Origin of the sequence: Croceibacterium ferulae (assembly GCF_003660445.1) — a bacterium.
GTDB classification, from domain to species: Bacteria; Pseudomonadota; Alphaproteobacteria; order Sphingomonadales; family Sphingomonadaceae; genus Croceibacterium; species Croceibacterium ferulae.
Genome location: NZ_QZVQ01000007.1, coordinates 244,020 through 259,801, shown reverse-complemented (window position 1 = coordinate 259,801; position 15,782 = coordinate 244,020). Strand labels below are relative to the sequence as shown.

The 15,782-nt window shown below is 69.3% G+C and carries 14 protein-coding genes; 7 read left to right on the top strand and 7 right to left on the bottom strand.

Going from position 1 to position 15,782, the window contains the following annotated elements:
• Nucleotides 1–7: 7 nt before the first annotated feature.
• Nucleotides 8–514 carry a GNAT family N-acetyltransferase gene (locus D5S08_RS10115; protein ID WP_121118184.1) on the top strand — a complete coding sequence of 169 codons (507 nt, stop codon included), beginning with the start codon at nt 8–10 and terminating at the stop codon, nt 512–514.
• A gap of 122 nt (nt 515–636) precedes the next feature.
• Nucleotides 637–1,302 carry a hypothetical protein gene (locus tag D5S08_RS10110; RefSeq protein ID WP_121118084.1) on the top strand — a complete coding sequence of 222 codons (666 nt, stop codon included), beginning with the start codon at nt 637–639 and terminating at the stop codon, nt 1,300–1,302.
• A 47-nt stretch (nt 1,303–1,349) separates the two neighbouring features.
• On the opposite strand, the gene D5S08_RS10105 is transcribed toward D5S08_RS10110, so the two are convergent.
• Genes D5S08_RS10105 through trpB form a run of 5 tightly spaced genes read right to left on the bottom strand, consistent with a single transcriptional unit; the run spans nt 1,350 to nt 5,704 of the window.
• Entirely contained in the window at nt 1,350–2,648 is a 1,299-nt protein-coding gene (locus D5S08_RS10105; protein WP_121118082.1) for a bifunctional folylpolyglutamate synthase/dihydrofolate synthase, read from the bottom strand.
• A gap of 11 nt (nt 2,649–2,659) precedes the next feature.
• The gene (gene accD, locus D5S08_RS10100) at nt 2,660–3,508 is read right to left on the bottom strand and encodes an acetyl-CoA carboxylase, carboxyltransferase subunit beta (RefSeq protein WP_121118080.1); all 849 of its coding nucleotides are present in this window, start codon (nt 3,506–3,508) and stop codon (nt 2,660–2,662) included.
• The gene (gene trpA / locus D5S08_RS10095; protein WP_121118077.1) at nt 3,505–4,296 is read right to left on the bottom strand and encodes a tryptophan synthase subunit alpha; all 792 of its coding nucleotides are present in this window, start codon (nt 4,294–4,296) and stop codon (nt 3,505–3,507) included. The genes accD and trpA overlap by 4 nt, the downstream gene beginning before the upstream one ends.
• On the bottom strand, nt 4,293–4,466 hold the full coding sequence (locus D5S08_RS16685) for a hypothetical protein (protein WP_155522968.1): 174 nt from the start codon (nt 4,464–4,466) through the stop codon (nt 4,293–4,295). Before D5S08_RS16685 ends, trpA begins: the two co-directional genes overlap by 4 nt.
• Nucleotides 4,467–4,471: 5 nt before the next feature.
• A complete protein-coding gene (gene trpB, locus D5S08_RS10085) occupies nt 4,472–5,704 on the bottom strand; it encodes a tryptophan synthase subunit beta (RefSeq protein ID WP_121118074.1) in 1,233 nt (410 codons plus the stop codon).
• Between the two features lie 104 nt (nt 5,705–5,808).
• Here trpB and D5S08_RS10080 point away from each other — a divergent pair, with 104 nt between their 5' ends.
• From D5S08_RS10080 to D5S08_RS10070, 3 genes are read left to right on the top strand one after another with little or no spacing between them, the layout of a single operon-like run.
• Complete coding sequence (locus tag D5S08_RS10080) at nt 5,809–7,422, top strand: (2,3-dihydroxybenzoyl)adenylate synthase (RefSeq protein ID WP_206610313.1); 1,614 nt, start codon at nt 5,809–5,811, stop codon at nt 7,420–7,422.
• Nucleotides 7,419–7,655: a phosphopantetheine-binding protein gene (locus D5S08_RS10075; protein WP_121118072.1), complete on the top strand. Its 237-nt coding sequence runs from the start codon at nt 7,419–7,421 to the stop codon at nt 7,653–7,655. The genes D5S08_RS10080 and D5S08_RS10075 overlap by 4 nt, the downstream gene beginning before the upstream one ends.
• Complete coding sequence (locus D5S08_RS10070; protein WP_121118070.1) at nt 7,652–11,491, top strand: non-ribosomal peptide synthetase; 3,840 nt, start codon at nt 7,652–7,654, stop codon at nt 11,489–11,491. Before D5S08_RS10075 ends, D5S08_RS10070 begins: the two co-directional genes overlap by 4 nt.
• Here D5S08_RS10070 and D5S08_RS10065 read toward each other — a convergent pair.
• Nucleotides 11,472–12,623 (bottom strand): amidohydrolase, encoded by a 1,152-nt coding sequence (locus D5S08_RS10065; protein WP_121118068.1) that lies wholly within the window; start codon nt 12,621–12,623, stop codon nt 11,472–11,474. The genes D5S08_RS10070 and D5S08_RS10065 overlap by 20 nt on opposite strands.
• Nucleotides 12,620–13,582, bottom strand: a complete 963-nt coding sequence (locus tag D5S08_RS10060) for a hypothetical protein (protein WP_121118066.1) — start codon at nt 13,580–13,582, stop codon at nt 12,620–12,622. Before D5S08_RS10060 ends, D5S08_RS10065 begins: the two co-directional genes overlap by 4 nt.
• 266 nt (nt 13,583–13,848) lie before the next feature.
• Here D5S08_RS10060 and D5S08_RS10055 point away from each other — a divergent pair, with 266 nt between their 5' ends.
• Together D5S08_RS10055 and D5S08_RS10050 are read left to right on the top strand one after the other, a co-directional pair.
• Nucleotides 13,849–14,910 carry a FecCD family ABC transporter permease gene (locus D5S08_RS10055; RefSeq protein WP_206610311.1) on the top strand — a complete coding sequence of 354 codons (1,062 nt, stop codon included), beginning with the start codon at nt 13,849–13,851 and terminating at the stop codon, nt 14,908–14,910.
• Nucleotides 14,903–15,688: an ABC transporter ATP-binding protein gene (locus D5S08_RS10050; RefSeq protein WP_121118064.1), complete on the top strand. Its 786-nt coding sequence runs from the start codon at nt 14,903–14,905 to the stop codon at nt 15,686–15,688. Before D5S08_RS10055 ends, D5S08_RS10050 begins: the two co-directional genes overlap by 8 nt.
• Nucleotides 15,689–15,782: the final 94 nt, after the last annotated feature.

The window sequence follows — 15,782 nt, the reverse complement described above, 5'->3', positions numbered from 1 at the left end:
GGGTGTGATGCCGGACCCCATCATCCGCGACGCCGTACCCGGCGATGCCGCCGCCATCGCGGCGATCTACGCGCACCATGTGCGCCACGGGACCGCCACCTTCGACATCGATCCTCCCGCGGCCGACGCGTGGGCGGCGAAAATCGCCGGGATTGCCGGCCGGAACTCGCCGTTCATCGTCGCCATGATGGATGGTGCGGTGGTCGGCTATGCCTATGCCGCGCAGTTCAGGGATCGCCCCGCTTATGCCGGCACCTGCGAGAACAGCATCTATGTCGCGGCGGACCAAGTGGGGCGCGGCCTGGGCGCCGCGCTGCTGACTGCGCTGGTGGCGAAGGCCGCCGATGCCGGCTTCGGCCAGATGATCGCCGTCATCGGCGGTGCGGAACCCGCCTCCGTTGCGGTTCATGCGAGATGCGGCTTCGTCGAAGCCGGGCGCTTGCGGAACGTGGGCAGGAAGTTCGGCCGGTTGCTCGACACGGTCTACATGCAGCGCGACCTGCAGGGCTGCTGAACGCGGGACGGCTGTTGCGCAGCATGGGCGGAATGGTTTCGTGTTGCACAGCGACCGTTGCTTTTTCTCGGTCCGCAAACGAGCCCATTGCGGACATACGCCGGGCGCGGCAGGATGCGTTGATGTGGTGCCACGTACCGTTCAGCGAGTGGGAAACCCCGCGTCGCCAACTGCTCTCCTGGCTCATCGTCGCAGTATGCTCCTTTGTGGTCATATCTGCCGTGATGTGGTTTGGCGGCTTCATCGGCGTTCCCGTTGCGATGCTTGCGGCTTGCGGTTTGACGCTCGCTTGGGTCGTCCTCTTTGTGGTGAGCCTAAACGCCGCTTGGGATTGTCGACAAGACCTTGGAAAGTCTCTGCTCGCCAGCGTCGCTCCGTTGGGAGCATTCGGGTTGGCTGTCGCCTTGGCATTGCCGGTCATGTGGGCAACCGCGTGGGTCTTCGACTGGACTTTCGTCTTACGTAATCACAGTAGTTTTCAAGAGATCGTTCGCGTGGCCGAAGCTGGGCGTTTTGATGGCAGCGCTGGCGGCTATCAAGAATATAAAGGGACAACATTCTTGATAGACGAGGGCCCGCCAAAACGGGTGGCCTTTTTGAAGCCCGGCGGCTTCCTCGATAACTGGTCAGGCATAGTCTACGATCCCACAGGCGATGTAATGCTGGCAGACGGCTGGATTGCGACCGGCCAGTTTGTCGCGCCGGAGCGAATTACAAAGCTGTTTGACGGCGACCTCGTCTCTTGCCGACCCTTGTTGAAAAACTTCTACAACTGCTCGTTTACCTAAGGTCCGCTCTCCACCTGAAGCAGTCGCCTGCTCCCGGCTGCCCCGCCTCAGTCGGGCGCCTCGCCATTGGCGGCCAGCACCTTGCCCGCCAGATAGAGCGACCCCGCGATTAGTACCGGCAGGTCGTCTGCCGGCAGGGCGTCCAGCGCCTCCGCCACGCTGTCGTGCCAGCGCGCTTCAGCACCATACGCCTCCGCCGGGTGTGCGGCGCTGCCTTGGATGGGTACGGCGGACAGCGTGGCGATGCTGCCCGCCAGCGGGGCGATGATCGCCTGCGGGTCGCGATTGGCCAGCATGCCAATCACCAGATGCACCCGCTGCCCGGCAAAGTGCCGCGCAATCGCCAGCCCGGCATCGGCATTGTGCCCACCATCCAGCCAGATCGCCCGGCCGGGCGCCCGTGCGGTCAGCGGGCCAGTGCCCAGCAATTGCAGCCGCGCGGGCCAGCGGGCGGCGCGGATCCCTTCGGCCAGGGCGGCCGGATCGACGCTCACCCGGTCCTGGTGGCGCAGCACGGCCACGGCGAGCGCGGCATTGTCGCCCTGGTGCCGGCCGGGCAGGGCGGGCAGCGGCAGGGTCAGCGCGCCATGGCGGTCGCGGTACTCGATGGAGTCCTCGCCGATCTCCGCCCACCAGTCGACACCGCGCATGTGCAGCGGGGCGCCGGCGGCGGCGCACAGGCGCGCGATCTCCAGCTCCATTCCTTCGGCATAGGCCTGCGTCACCATGGGCGCGCCGGCGCGGGCGATGCCGGCTTTCTCGAAGGCGATGCGGACCAGCGGTTCGGACGGGGCGCCATCTTCCGGCACCAGCAGGAACGCCTCGTGATCCACGCCCAGGCTGGCGATCGCGGTCGCCGCCGGATGCTCCAGCACATTGGTCGCGTCCAGCCGTCCGCCCAGGCCCACCTCGATCACACAGGCATCCGCCGGGTTGCGCGCGAAGGCGAGGAAGGTGGCGACGGTGGTCACCTCGAAGAAGCTGGGCTGCAGGTCTTCGCTGGCGTCCAGCACCTCGGCCAGCAATTGCGCCAGCAGCGCGTCTTCGATCAGCCGGCCGGCGATGCGGATGCGTTCGTTGTAGCGGACCAGATGCGGCTTGGTGGCGCTGTGCACCACCAGGCCCTGCGCCTCCAGCATGGCCGCCAGATAGGCGCAGGTGGACCCCTTGCCATTGGTGCCGGCGACGTGGAACACCGGCGGCAGGTGCAGCTGCGGGTCGCCCAGCCGGCGCAGCATATCGCGCACCACCTCCAGCCCCAGCCGGCCCTGCGGCAGGCTGAGGGCGGCCAGCCGGTCCAGCTGGCGCTGCACTGCCGGATCGCTGGAGGCGGCGAAGTCCTTCACCGCAAGCTCCGTCAGGCGACCTTGGCCGGGGACAGATAGTCCAGCAGCTTCGCCAGCGTGGGCTTCAGGTCACGGCGGTGCAGGACCATGTCGATCATGCCGTGCTCCAGCAGATATTCCGCCCGCTGGAAACCCGGCGGCAGCTGCTCGCGGATCGTCTCCTGGATCACCCGCTGCCCGGCAAAGCCGATCAGGGCGTTGGGTTCGGAGATGTGGATATCGCCCAGCATGGCATAGCTGGCGGTGACGCCGCCGGTCGTGGGATCGGCCAGCACCACGATATAGGGCAGCCCGGCCTCGCGCAGGCGCCGCGTCATCACGGTGGCGCGCGGCATCTGCATCAGGCTGAGGATGCCCTCCTGCATGCGCGCGCCGCCCGCGGCGGTGACGACGATATAGGGCACGCCTTCGCGCAAGGCCGCTTCCGCCCCGTTGCAGAAGGCCTGGCCCACGGCCTGACCCATCGAACCGGCCATGAACATGAAGTCCTGCACGCCCACAATCGTGCGCCGCCCCTCGATCGCGCCGGTGGCGGCGGTGAAGGCGTCGCAATGGGCGTTGCTGGCGCGGGCCTGCTTCAGCCGGTCGGGATAGCGCTTGGTATCGCGGAACTTCAGCGGATCGTCCGCCACGCTCGGGTCCGGCAACAGGTGGAAGCCGGGGTCGAGCAGCTGTGCCAGCCGGGTGTCCGCACCGATGCGGCCATGATGGTCGCATTTGGGGCAGACATACAGGTTCGCCTCGTATTCACGGGTGAACAGCATCTCGTTGCAGCCGGGGCACTTGACCCACAGATTGTCGGGCGTGTCGCGCCGGGGCGCGAAGGGCAGCGAATTGCGGACGCGGCTGATCCAGCTCATGCGTGCGCCTCCCGCGCGGCATGCACCGCGGCAGACAGGCCGGCGGCCAGCGCCTGCAGGTGAGCGGGTGCCGCGGCGCCATGCTCGCCCACCAGTTCCACAAAGGCGGAGCCGACCACCACTCCATCGGCCACGCGGGCGATGGCGGCGGCCTGGTCCGGGGTCCGCACCCCGAAGCCGACCGCCACGGGCAGGTCGGTCTGTTGTTTCAAGCGCATCACATTCTCTTCGATGGAGGCCATGGCGGCCTGCTGCTTGCCGGTGATCCCGGCGACAGACACATAATACAGAAACCCGCCCGCGCCTGCCAGTACCGCGGGCAGCCGGGCATCGTCGGTGGTGGGGGTGGCCAGCCGGATCAGCGCGATGCCTTGGTCGCGCAGAGCGGGGCCGAGATCGGCATCCTCCTCCGGCGCCAGGTCCACGCTGATCACGCCATCCACACCCGCATCGGTCAGCGCGTTCGCGAACCAGTCCGGCCCGCGCCGCACCATGGGATTGGCATAGCCCATCAGCACCAGCGGCACGGCCGGATGGCGTGCGCGGAAGGCGGTGGCGATGGCCAGTACATCGGCGGTGCTGGTGCCCGCCGCCAGCGCGCGGATGTCCGCCGCCTGGATCGCCGGGCCATCGGCCATCGGATCGGTGAACGGCATGCCCAGCTCGATCACATCGGCCCCGCCGGCGACCAGCGCATCCAGATTGGCGGCGGTGTCGCCATCGCCGGCGGTGAGGAAGCAGATCAGGGCCGGGCGGCCCCTGGCGAAAGCATCGGCAAGACGGGTCATGCGCGTCCCAGCAAGGTAGCACCGAGCGCGATGATGGCCGCGCCGATGGCGATTTCGATCAGGTCGTTCATCCCCACGGTCACGCCACGCGACAGCAGGTAACGGGTCAGCAGCCGCGCGCCGACCAGGGCGGTGAAGAAGATGGCGAAGCTGGTCGCCAGTGTGGTCACGAACTTCACATCCGCACGCCCAGCCGTTCGGCCACGGTGAAGATGTCCTTGTCGCCGCGGCCGCACAGATTGGCCAGGATCACCTGGTCGCGCGGCATCTCGCGCGCACGATACACGATCGCGGCGATGGCATGGGCCGGCTCCAGCGCAGGGATGATGCCTTCGGTGCGGCACAGCAGCTGGAACGCATCCAGCGCCTCCTGATCGGTCACCGCGGTATATTTCACCCGTCCGACTTCCTTCAGCCAGGCATGTTCCGGGCCAATGCCGGGATAATCCAGCCCGGCGCTGATCGAATGGCCTTCGGTGATCTGGCCGTCCTCGTCCTGCAGCAGGTAGGTCTTGTTGCCGTGCAGAATGCCGGGGGCACCGCCCGCCAGGCTGGCGGCATGCTTGGCATCGAGGCCGTAGCCCGCCGCCTCCACACCCAGCATCTCGACCTCCGCATCGTCCAGGAACGGATGGAACAGGCCGATCGCGTTGGACCCGCCGCCGATTGCCGCCACCAGCAGGTCGGGCAGGCGGCCGGTGCGGCGCAGCATCTGCTCGCGCGCCTCGCGCCCGATCACGCTCTGGAAGTCGCGCACCAGTTCCGGATAGGGATGCGGCCCGGCGGCGGTGCCGATGATGTAGAAGGTGTCATGCACATTGGCGACCCAGTCGCGCAGCGCCTCGTTCATGGCGTCCTTCAGCGTGGCGGCCCCGCTGGTCACCGGCACGACCTCCGCGCCCAGCAGCTTCATGCGAAACACGTTGGGCTGCTGGCGCGCCACGTCCGTCGCGCCCATGAAGATGGTGCAGGGCAGGCCGAAGCGAGCGCAGACGGTGGCGGTGGCGACGCCGTGCTGGCCTGCGCCGGTTTCCGCGATGATGCGGGTCTTGCCCATGCGGATCGCCAGCAGGATCTGGCCGACGCAATTGTTGATCTTGTGCGCGCCGGTATGGTTCAGCTCGTCCCGCTTGAACCATACCTCCGCCCCCATGCCCTCCGGCGCATCCATCCGCAGCGCATCGGTCAGCCGCTCCGCAAAATAGAGCGGGCTGGGACGGCCGACATAATGTTCCAGCAGGTCGTCGAACTGTTCCTGGAAGCGCGGATCGGCCTTGGCGGCGCGGTATTCCCGCTCCAGGTCCAGGACCAGCGGCATCAGGGTTTCGGCCACGTAACGTCCGCCGAACTGGCCGAAATGGCCGCACTCGTCCGGCTGGTTGCGGAAGGAATTGGGCTGGCTGCTCATGGCTGTGCGCCTGCCACGCACGGCGGGCGCTGTCCAGCATCGGCAGGTTGCCAACGGCGCCCGCGCACCATAAGGCGCGAACCATTAGCAACAAGGAGCTGACGGTGACGGTGCCGCTGCAACAGGTCTGGCCGGAGGAACTGGCGGAGCGCTACCGCGCGCAGGGGTACTGGGCGGGCGAGACCTTCCGCGCCATGCTGCAGCGGCGGATCGCGGAAAGCGCGGACCGGATCGCGGTGGTCGGCGGGGCGACACGCTGGACCTATGCCGAGCTGGGACGGCGGATCGACATGGCGGCGGCCGGCTTCGTCGCGCTGGGCCTGCAGCCGGGCGAGCGGGTGGTGGTGCAGCTGCCCAATGTGCCCGAGTTCCTGTCGGTCACCTTCGGCCTGATGCGCGCCAATCTGGTGCCGGTCTTCGCCCTGCCGGCGCATCGTCAGACGGAAATCTCCCACTTCGCCCGCAAGGCGGAGGCCGCGGCGCTGGTGGTGGCGGAGCGGCATGACGGGTTCGATTACGCGCCGATGGCCCAGGCTGTGCAGGCCGAGGTGGCAACGCTGCGCCACGTGGTGGTGATCGCGCCGGGCACCGCGCCCTTCGGCGATGGCGCCGTTGCCGAGTTGCCGCAGGAGGATGTCAGTCCGTCCTCCGTGGCTCTGGTGCAGATCAGCGGGGGCAGTACCGGCCTGTCCAAGCTGATCCCCCGCACGCATGACGATTATCTCTACTCCATCCGCGCCAGCAATCCGATCTGCGGAGTGGATGCGGACAGCGTCTATCTGTGCGCGCTGCCGGCGGCGCACAATTTCCCGATGAGCTCGCCCGGCCACTTCGGTGCGATCCTGGCAGGGGCGCGGGTGGTGATGGCGCCCGCGCCGACGCCCGACATCGCCTTCCCGCTGATCGCGGCCGAGCGCGTGACCATCACCGGGCTGGTGCCGCCGCTCGCCTTGCTGTGGCTGCAGGCGGCGAAGCGCGGGGCCCATGACCTGTCCAGCCTGCAGGTACTGCAGGTGGGCGGGGCCAAGTTCATGGCGGAGGCAGCGCGGCGCGTGCGGCCGGAACTGGGCTGCACGCTGCAGCAGGTGTTCGGCATGGCCGAAGGGTTGGTCAACTACACACGGCTCGACGATCCGGAGGAGATCATCACCACCACGCAGGGCCGCGCGATCAGCGCAGGAGACGAGGTGCTGGTGCTGGACGATGCCGGCAACCCGGTGGCCGAGGGTGAGGCAGGCAACCTGCTGACCCGTGGCCCCTATACGATCCGCGGCTATCACGACGATCCGGGCGCCAATGCCCGCGCCTTCACGCCCGACGGGTTCTATCGCACGGGCGACGTGGTGCGGCGCTTTCCGGGGGGCCATCTGGAGGTGCAGGGCCGGGCGACCGACCATATCAACCGCGCTGGCGAGAAGGTCAGTGCCGAGGAGGTGGAGGATCACCTGCTGGCCCATCCGCAGGTGTTCGACGCTGCGGTGGTTTCCTTGCCGGACAAGTTTCTGGGCGAACGCAGTTGTGCCTTCATCATCGCGGACGGGGAGACGCCCGATTCCGCTGCGCTGAAGGCGTGGATGCGCGGGCGCGGGATCGCAGCGTTCAAGGTGCCGGACCAGATCGTGTTCGTGGACGACTTCGCCACCACGGCCGTGGGCAAGGTCAGCCGCAAGGAACTGCGTGCGACCTTGCGGGCGCGGATGCTGGAAGGGACGGAATGATGCTGCCATCGTTTGATGCGTTTCGCGCGCAAATGGCTGAAATGCTGGAACTCGCGCCGGGCGATCTGTCGGCCGATGCGCCGCTGATGGATCAGGGGCTGGACTCCATGCGCGCCATGAACCTGGCCATGCAGTGGGAGGAGGAGGGCGTCCCGCTCGACTTCGCCGATCTTGCGGAGGCGCAGAGCCTGGCCGAGTTGTGGGCGCTGGTGGAGGAGCGGCAGGCCTCTTGACCCGCTTCCCGCTCACGGAAGCGCAGGAGGGGCTGTTCTATGCCCAGCTGCTCGATCCGGCCAATCCGGTATTCAACACCGGGCAGTACCTTGACCTTGCTGGCGAACTGGACGTGCCGGCCCTGCAACGCGCCGTCGCGCAGGCCGGCCGGGAGGCGGAGGCGCTGCGGCTGCGCGTTCATTCGACGGGTCATCAGGACTTGCAGGACGACCTGCAGATCGAATTGCAAGTCGTTGATTGTGCTGGCGCGGCCGATCCGGAGCAGCTGGCGCTGACGCTGATCCGGGCGGACATGGCCACGCCGGTGGACCCGGCGCGTGACCCGCTGGTGCGGCAGCGGCTCTATCGGTTGGGGGCGCAACGGCATCTGTGGGCGCAGCAGGTGCATCATCTGGCAATCGACGGATATGGCATGGTGCTGCTGACCGCGCGGGTGGCTGAGCTGTATGGCCGCTACCTGGCCGGGCAGGACACCGGCGGGCGGGCACTGGCGCCGCTCGCGGGCGTGCTGGCGGAGGATGCGGCTTATCGTGCGTCGCCCGATCGGGTCGCCGATGCGGCCTGGTGGCGGGACTATCTGCACGGCATGGACGATGTGACCGGCATGGCGCCGGGCCGCGCGGTGTCGTCGCACAGCTTCATCCGCACGGAGGCTGCGCTGCCGGGCGATGTCCGTGCCGCCCTGCTGGACCGCGCCAAGGCGGCCGGGCTGGGCTGGCCCGATGTGCTGACCGCTCTGACCGCCGCCTATTGCCGGCGCTTCACAGGTGACGGCGAGCTGGTGGTGGGCGTGCCGCATATGAGCCGCATGGGCAGCGCTTCGGCGCGTGTGCCGGCGATGGTGATGAACGTGCTGCCGCTCCGCGTGACGGCGGACGAGTTGCAGCCGCTTGATAGATACCTCGCGCAAGTCGCTGAGAATCTGGCGCAGATACGCGGGCATGGTCGCTTCCGGTCGGAACAGGTGCGGCGCGATCTGGGGCTGATCGGTGGCGACCGGCGGCTTTATGGTCCGCTGGTCAACGTGCAGCCGTATGATCGTCCGCCGCGCATGGCGGGGCTGAAGGTGGGCCTGCGTGTCACTGGCACCGGGCCGGTCGACGACATTCACTTCACCTTTCGCGGGGACGGGCGCACCTCCCTCACGATCGAGGTGGACGCTAATCCCGCACTTTACGGCCCCGATGATGTGCGCGCGCACGGTAATCGGCTGGCGGCGTTCCTGGCAGCTGCGCTGGCAGCGGAGCGGCTGGCGGATGTGCCGACCGCCCTGCCGCAGGAGGCGGATGCCGAACTGGCGCAGTTCAACCGCACCGCGCATCCGGTGCCCGATGTAACGCTGGTGCAGCTGCTGGAGGATGCCTTCGCGGTGCACGGCGATGCCGTGGCGCTGCGGTTCGCAGGCACCGCCATCAGCTATGCGGAACTCGATCGGCGCACGCGGGCCTTGGCCGCTGCATTGCAGCCGCGAGGCGTGGGGCCGGAGGCGATCGTGGCCGTTGCCTTGCCGCGATCGGTGGAGCTGGTGGTGGCGCTGGTCGCCGTGCTGCGCGCCGGCGGGGCCTATCTGCCGCTGGACCTGGAGCATCCGGCGGAACGGATCGCGACCATTCTGGAAGGTGCGTGCCCGGCGGTGGTGCTGGCCGGGGACGATCCGCACGGCCTTTATGGCGACCGGTTGCTGGTGCCTGCCGACTGGGCCCGTGCTGGCGAGGCGCAGCCCTGTGCCGCCACGCCCGGTAATGCCGCTTATGTGATCTACACCAGTGGTTCGACCGGCGCGCCCAAGGGGGTGGTGGTGGAGCATCGCTCGATCGTGAACCGCCTGCTGTGGATGGCGGAGCATTACGGCTTCGCAGCAACAGACCGCATCCTGCTGAAAACCCCCGCGACCTTCGACGTATCGGTGTGGGAGTTCTTCCTGCCGCTGATCCGCGGGGCCACTCTGGTGGTGGCACCGCCGGAGGCGCATCGCGACCCGGTCGCGCTGGCGCGGCTGATCCGGGGCGAGGGCATCACCACGCTGCACTTCGTCCCCTCCATGCTCGCCGCCTTCCTGGCCGCGCCGGAGAGTGCCGGGCTGGCCATCGCCCGGGTGTTCACCAGCGGGGAGGAGCTGCCCGCCGAGCTGCGCGACCGGTTCCACGGGCGCATCAGGGGCGAGTTGCACAACCTCTACGGACCGACAGAGGCGGCGGTGGACGTCAGTTACTGGCCCGCCAGCGCCGATGATCGCAGCCGGCCGGTGCCGATCGGCCATCCGGTGTGGAACACGCGGCTGCTGGTGCTGGACGCGGCCCATCGCCCGGTGCCGCTTGGGGTGACCGGACAGCTGTTCATCGGCGGGGTGCAGCTGGCGCGTGGCTATCTGGGCCGGCCGGACCTGACGGCGGAGCGGTTCATCGCCGATCCGTTCCATCCCGGAGAGCGGCTGTATGCCACCGGCGACCTGGCGCGGCGGCGGGGCGATGGGGCGATCGAGTTTCTGGGGCGGGCCGATCATCAGGTTAAGATCCGGGGCCTGCGCATCGAATTGGGCGAGATCGAGGCGGCGATCGCCGATAGCGGGCTGGCCAGCGCTGCGGTGGTGCTGGCCCGGGGAGAGCGGCTGGTCGCGTGGCTGGTGCCCGCCACGGGCTACGACGCCGAAACCCTGCGCTTGGCGCTGGCGCGGCGCCTGCCCTCCTACATGGTGCCGGCCGCCTTCGTGCCGCTGGCCGCGATGCCGGTGACCGCCAATGGCAAGCTGGACCGGCGCGCCTTGCCGGAGCCGGACTTCGCCAGCGAGGGCGGCGATGCGCCGGCCACGGCGACGGAGCGGAAGCTGGCGGAGCTGTTCGCCGCGGTGCTGGGGCATGAGGGACCGCTGGCCGCAGGGGACGATTTCTTCGCGCTGGGCGGCCATTCGCTGTCGGCGGTGGACCTGCTGCTGCGCATCCGGGAGGAGTGGGGGCACGATCCGGGTCTCGCTACCCTGTTCGAGGTGGCGGATATTCGCGGGCTGGCGGCGCGGATCGATCACGCGGCGGACGCGGATCACGGGCTGGGGCCGTTGATCGTGCTGGCAAGGGGCGCGGGGAACCCGCTGTTTCTGGTGCATCCGGCGGGCGGGCTCAGCTGGGGTTACCGCACGCTGGCCAACTGCCTGCAGCCGAAGCGCGATGTCTATGGCTTGCAGGCGCCCGCGCTCGACCCGGCGGTGCCTGCACCGGAAAGCCTGGAGCGGCTGGCGCATGACTATGCGCATCGGGTGGATCGGGCGGTGCCGGAGGGTCCGGTGCATCTGGCGGGGTGGTCCGTTGGCGGGGTCATTGCGCAAGGGGTGGCGGTGGCGTTGCAGGATATGGGGCGCGAGGTCGGCCTGCTGGCGTTGCTGGACGCCTACCCCGCCGATTGCTGGCGCGCGGAGCCGGAGCCGACCGAGGCGCAGGCCTTGCGCGCCCTGCTGGCGATCGCCGGGCTGGATCCGGAAGCCTATCCGCAGCTGACCACACGGGAGCAGGTCACCGCCTTCCTGCGGGACGGCGATTCTCCGCTGGGCAGCCTGCCCGCGCCCGTGCTGGACGGGGTGGTGCGGGTGGTGCTGGACAACAACCGGCTGGTGCGCGGGCACCACCATCGGCGGTTTGCCGGCACGCTGACCCATATTCGCGCTGGGCTGGATCACGGGGACAAGCCGCAATTGCAGCCGACCAGCTGGGGCGCCTACTCCGGCGCGGTGGAGTGCCTGACCGTGCCGTTCCTGCACCCGCAGCTGACCGGCCCGGAAGCCAGCGCGCTGATCGCGCCGCTGCTGTCGGAACGGATGGCGCTGTTCACCCCAGTTTCCGCCTGACGATCTCCACGAAGATGGCCGCCGCCCTGGGCAGCAGCGCATCATCGAAATCATAGGCTGGGTTGTGGCACATGGCGCTGTCCTGCCCCAGGAACAGGTACGCGCCGGGCGCGGATTGCAGCAGCAGGGCCATGTCGTCCGTGAACGGGTAGGGCGGATGGTTGCGCACCACCTGATCGGCGCCGATCACGGCGGCGGCAGCGGCGGCCGCCTCATCCGCGGCGGCGGGGTCGTTCACGCAAGGCGGCACTTCGGCCTGCGCGGTGCAGGTGACGGTGCAGCCGGTGAGCGCGGCCACGCCGGTGCAGGCCTGCTGCAAGCGGTTCCATAGCAGCGCCAGCACATCGGGCTTCAGCGCCCGCAGCGTCCCGCCCAGCGTGGCGGTGGCGGGGATGATGTTGTGCGAGGTGCCGGCCTGCAGCGAACAGCAGGTGACGAGGCCGCTTTCCGCCGGGTCGAGATAGCGGCCGGCGATGGAGGATATTTCCACCGCCAACCGGGCGGCGGCCTGCAGCGGATCGACCGCCTTGTAGAAGGCCGCGCCGTGGCCGCCGGTGCCCTCCACCAGGATATCCCAGATAATGTAGCCGTTCAGCACCGGCCCGGCCGCGATGCCGGCGGTGCCGGGGGGCAGCAGCGGCATGTTGTGGAAGGCGTAGACCGCATCGAAGGGGAAGCGGTCCAGCAGGCCATCGGCCAGCATGGCGCGGGCGCCCTTGCCGTTCTCCTCCGCCGGCTGGAAGATCAGCACCACCCGGCCGCTGGCGGGCGGGTTGGCGGCGAGGTGCTGCGCCACGCCCAGCAGCGCGGCGGTGTGGCCGTCATGCCCGCAGGTATGCGCGACGCCGGGCACGGTGGAGTGCCAGTCCTTGCCGCCTTCGTCCGCCATCGGCAGCGCATCCATGTCGGCGCGCAGGGCGATCGACGGGCCGGGCCGGCCGCTGTCGATCACCGCCACCACGCCGGTGCCGCCGATGCCGGTGACGGGATCGAGCCCGAAGCTGCGCAGCCGGTCCGCCACGATGCCGGCGGTGCGGTGTTCCCCGAAAGCGAGTTCGGGGTGGCGGTGCAGGTCGCGGCGCCATTCGGTCATGGTGGGGGCGAGGGCCTGCAGGGCGGCGGGGATGGTCATGAGCGGCGCTGTAGCGGCGGGTGCGCGTGGCGGCCAGACCGGGTGTTGGGCAGGGCCGGGCGGCACTTGCGGCCGCGGCGGCGGCGTTCTGCGCGGTTGGTTTCAGGAGCGGAGAGTGTGCCAGCGCCTTGCAACCGATCCGGCGAAGTTGACACGTCTGACACTGTGCTGGCTCGCATATCCGCGAGGTCCGGAGAGGCGGCGGGAGCCCCTCCACCCCCGCCTTCGGCGGCGGTCCCCCTCCCCGTGCCGGGGAGGATTTGGGAGGAAGTTGACAAGCCTGACACTGTTATCGCCGGTGTGTCGTCGCCAAGAAGTGCATCGACATGGGCGCAGGCTTCGCCTCGCCAGCTGTCCCATGAGTGGCCGGCATCGGTGCGGGCCTGCTCGACTCGTTCGGCCGCCTCGCGGCGTTCGCGTTCCCATTCGTCTTCGCCGAAACCGCCGGCTTCCTCCTCCTCCTGCCGGTCCGCCTCCTGCCCGGCGGCGCGTTCCATGACGCTGGCCCGGTCGGGCGGGAGGTCGTCATTGGCGGCGAGCATCGCGGGCGGTTGCGCGCCGGCGAGGCAGGCGACCAGTTCATCGAAGCGGGCGGCATCGGCGCTGGCTGTGTCGTCCAGCGCGAGCCGGTCCAGCCGGGCGATGTGGGCCAGCAGCAGGCGGTTGTCGTAGCGGATGCGGGTGCCGACGACCTCGCCACGGAACCACACCTCTTCCTCCACGCCCTCCAGCTCGCGGTCGGCCAGGATGTGGCCGCCTTCCTCCCGCGCCAGCAGCATGGCGGCGGCCCAGGCGCGGGCGAACAGCGGATCGCGCCGGCGGCGGCAATAGGCGGTTTCGCGCGACAGGCCGATGGCGGCGGCGGCGCGGCTGACATTGCCCCTGTGCGAGAGCGTGTCGAGGAAGCGGGCGGTGCGGTCGGGGGACCAGCCATCGTGGCGGAGCTGTGGTGCGGTCATGATTCGCGGGTTCTCCTGATTGTGGAGCGGGTTGGCGAATCGGGCCTATTATGCAGATGCGGGCGTGTAGGACAGGCCTGCTTTGTCCTCCCCGTGCGCAGCATGAGGAGGGGGACCAGCCGCGGGCTGGTGGAGGGTGAGCGCGATGCTGGCGGTCGTTGCGCCATGCCCCTCCACCACTCGCTGCGCGAACGGTCCCCCTCCCCATCATCGATGGGGAGGACAGGGGTGGTGACAATGCGGGGCGTTTGCGTCACGGGGGCGGCGTGATCCAAGGCACCGAACATGATCCGGCGACGATCCTGGCCGCCTATCGCGCGACGCGGCGGCGGCGGGGGGTGATCCTGCTGGGCATGGTGGTGCTGGGGATGGCCGCGTTCCTGCTGGACATCTCCACCGGGCCATCGCCGTTGCGGCTGGCGGACGTGCTGCTGGGCCTCTTCCAGCCCGACCAGCTTTCCGCGCCCGAACAGACCATCATACGCCAGGTCCGGCTCCCCTATGCGCTGATGGCGCTGCTGGTGGGGGCGGCGCTGTCGCTGGCGGGGGCGGAGATGCAGACGATCCTGAACAATCCGCTGGCCAGCCCGTTCACGCTGGGCGTGTCGAGCGCGGCCAGCTTCGGCGCGGCGCTGGCGATCGTTTCCGGCATCAGCCTGCCCTTCGTGCCCGCCGACTGGATGGTGCCGCTGAACGCCTTCATCGCCGCCTTTGCATCGGTGCTGCTGCTGGAGGCGCTGGCGCGCAGCCGGGCGGCGGGGATGGAGGGCGTCGTGCTGTTCGGCATCGCGCTGGTGTTCACCTTCAACGCGCTGGTGGCGCTGCTGCAGTTCGTGGCCAGCCAGGAGGCGCTGAGCCAGCTGGTGTTCTGGACCATGGGATCGCTGGGGCGGTCCACCTGGGGCGGGCTGACGACACTGGCGGTGGTGCTGGCGCTGGTGCTGCCGTTCAGCTGGCGCGCGGCGGATGCGATGACGGCGCTGCGGCTGGGCGAGGACCGGGCGCGTTCGTTCGGCGTGGATGTGCGGCGGCTGCGACTGTTCAGCCTGCTGCGCATCAGCGCGCTGGCGGCGACGGCGGTGGCCTTCGTGGGCACGATCGGGTTCATCGGGCTGGTCGGCCCGCATATAGCGCGGATGCTGCTGGGGGAGGATCACCGCTTCCTGCTGCCGGCATCGCTGCTGACGGGGGCGGTGATCATGTCGCTGGCGAGCGTGCTGTCCAAGGTGCTGGTGCCGGGCGTGCTGCTGCCGGTGGGCATCGTGACCAGCATGATCGGCGTGCCGGTGTTCCTGTTGCTGATCCTGAAGAAGCCGAACCGTGTCTGAGGCGCTGGAAATTGCCGGGCTGAGTGCGGCCTATGGCGGGAGGTCGGTGATCGATGGCCTGTCCTTGCCGCCATTCGCGCCGGGGACCGTCACCAGCCTGATCGGGCCGAATGCGGCAGGCAAGACCACCTTGCTGCGCGCGCTGGCGGGGTTGCACCCGGCGAAGGGATCGGTGCGGCTGGGCGGGCGGAACCTGCTGGCGCTGCCGCTGGCGGAGCATGCGCGATTTGTCACCTACATGCCCCAGAGCCTGCCACAACGGGTGGCGCTGAGCGTGCTGGAGGGCGTGGCGGGGGCCTTGCGGGCTTCGCCTGTCGACGGGCCGGCGCTGTCGGATGCGGAGCTGATGGCGCGGGCGCTGGAGGTGATCGAGCTGGTCGGCATCGGGCACAAGGCGCTGGCCGGGCTGGACCACCTGTCCGGCGGGCAGCGGCAGCTGGCGTCGCTGGCGCAGGCATTGGCGCGCAGCCCGCGCGTGCTGCTGCTGGACGAGCCGATCAGTGCGCTGGACCTGTATTACCAGCTGCGCGTGATGAAGCTGGTGCAGCAGCTGGCGCGGGAGCGGGGCATGATCGTGATCATGGTGCTGCACGACCTCGCCATCGCGGCGCGCTGGTCCGACCGGGTGGTGGTGCTGGCCGAAGGGCGCGTGATGGCCGATGGCGCGCCGGCGCAGGCGATCAGCGCGGAGGTGCTGGCCAGCGTCTACAAGGTGCGGGGCCGGGTGGAGCAGGATGGCGCCGATCTGCGGATCGCGATCGACGACATCCTGCCTTAAGCCCATTCTCGTCATCGCGAGGAGCCGCAGGCTCCGTGGCGATCCAGAGCCACACAGGCTGCGCCCCTTGGCCCTGGATCGCGTCGCTTCGCTC

Coding starts and splice junctions, on each gene's coding strand:
- D5S08_RS10115 (WP_121118184.1), top strand. CDS start 8: ATGCCGGACCCCATCATCCGCGACGCCGTACCCGGCGATGCCGCCGCC.
- D5S08_RS10065 (WP_121118068.1), bottom strand. CDS start 12,623: ATGACCATCCCCGCCGCCCTGCAGGCCCTCGCCCCCACCATGACCGAA.
- trpA (WP_121118077.1), bottom strand. CDS start 4,296: ATGACCCGTCTTGCCGATGCTTTCGCCAGGGGCCGCCCGGCCCTGATC.
- D5S08_RS10060 (WP_121118066.1), bottom strand. CDS start 13,582: ATGACCGCACCACAGCTCCGCCACGATGGCTGGTCCCCCGACCGCACC.
- D5S08_RS10075 (WP_121118072.1), top strand. CDS start 7,419: ATGATGCTGCCATCGTTTGATGCGTTTCGCGCGCAAATGGCTGAAATG.
- accD (WP_121118080.1), bottom strand. CDS start 3,508: ATGAGCTGGATCAGCCGCGTCCGCAATTCGCTGCCCTTCGCGCCCCGG.
- D5S08_RS10110 (WP_121118084.1), top strand. CDS start 637: ATGTGGTGCCACGTACCGTTCAGCGAGTGGGAAACCCCGCGTCGCCAA.
- trpB (WP_121118074.1), bottom strand. CDS start 5,704: ATGAGCAGCCAGCCCAATTCCTTCCGCAACCAGCCGGACGAGTGCGGC.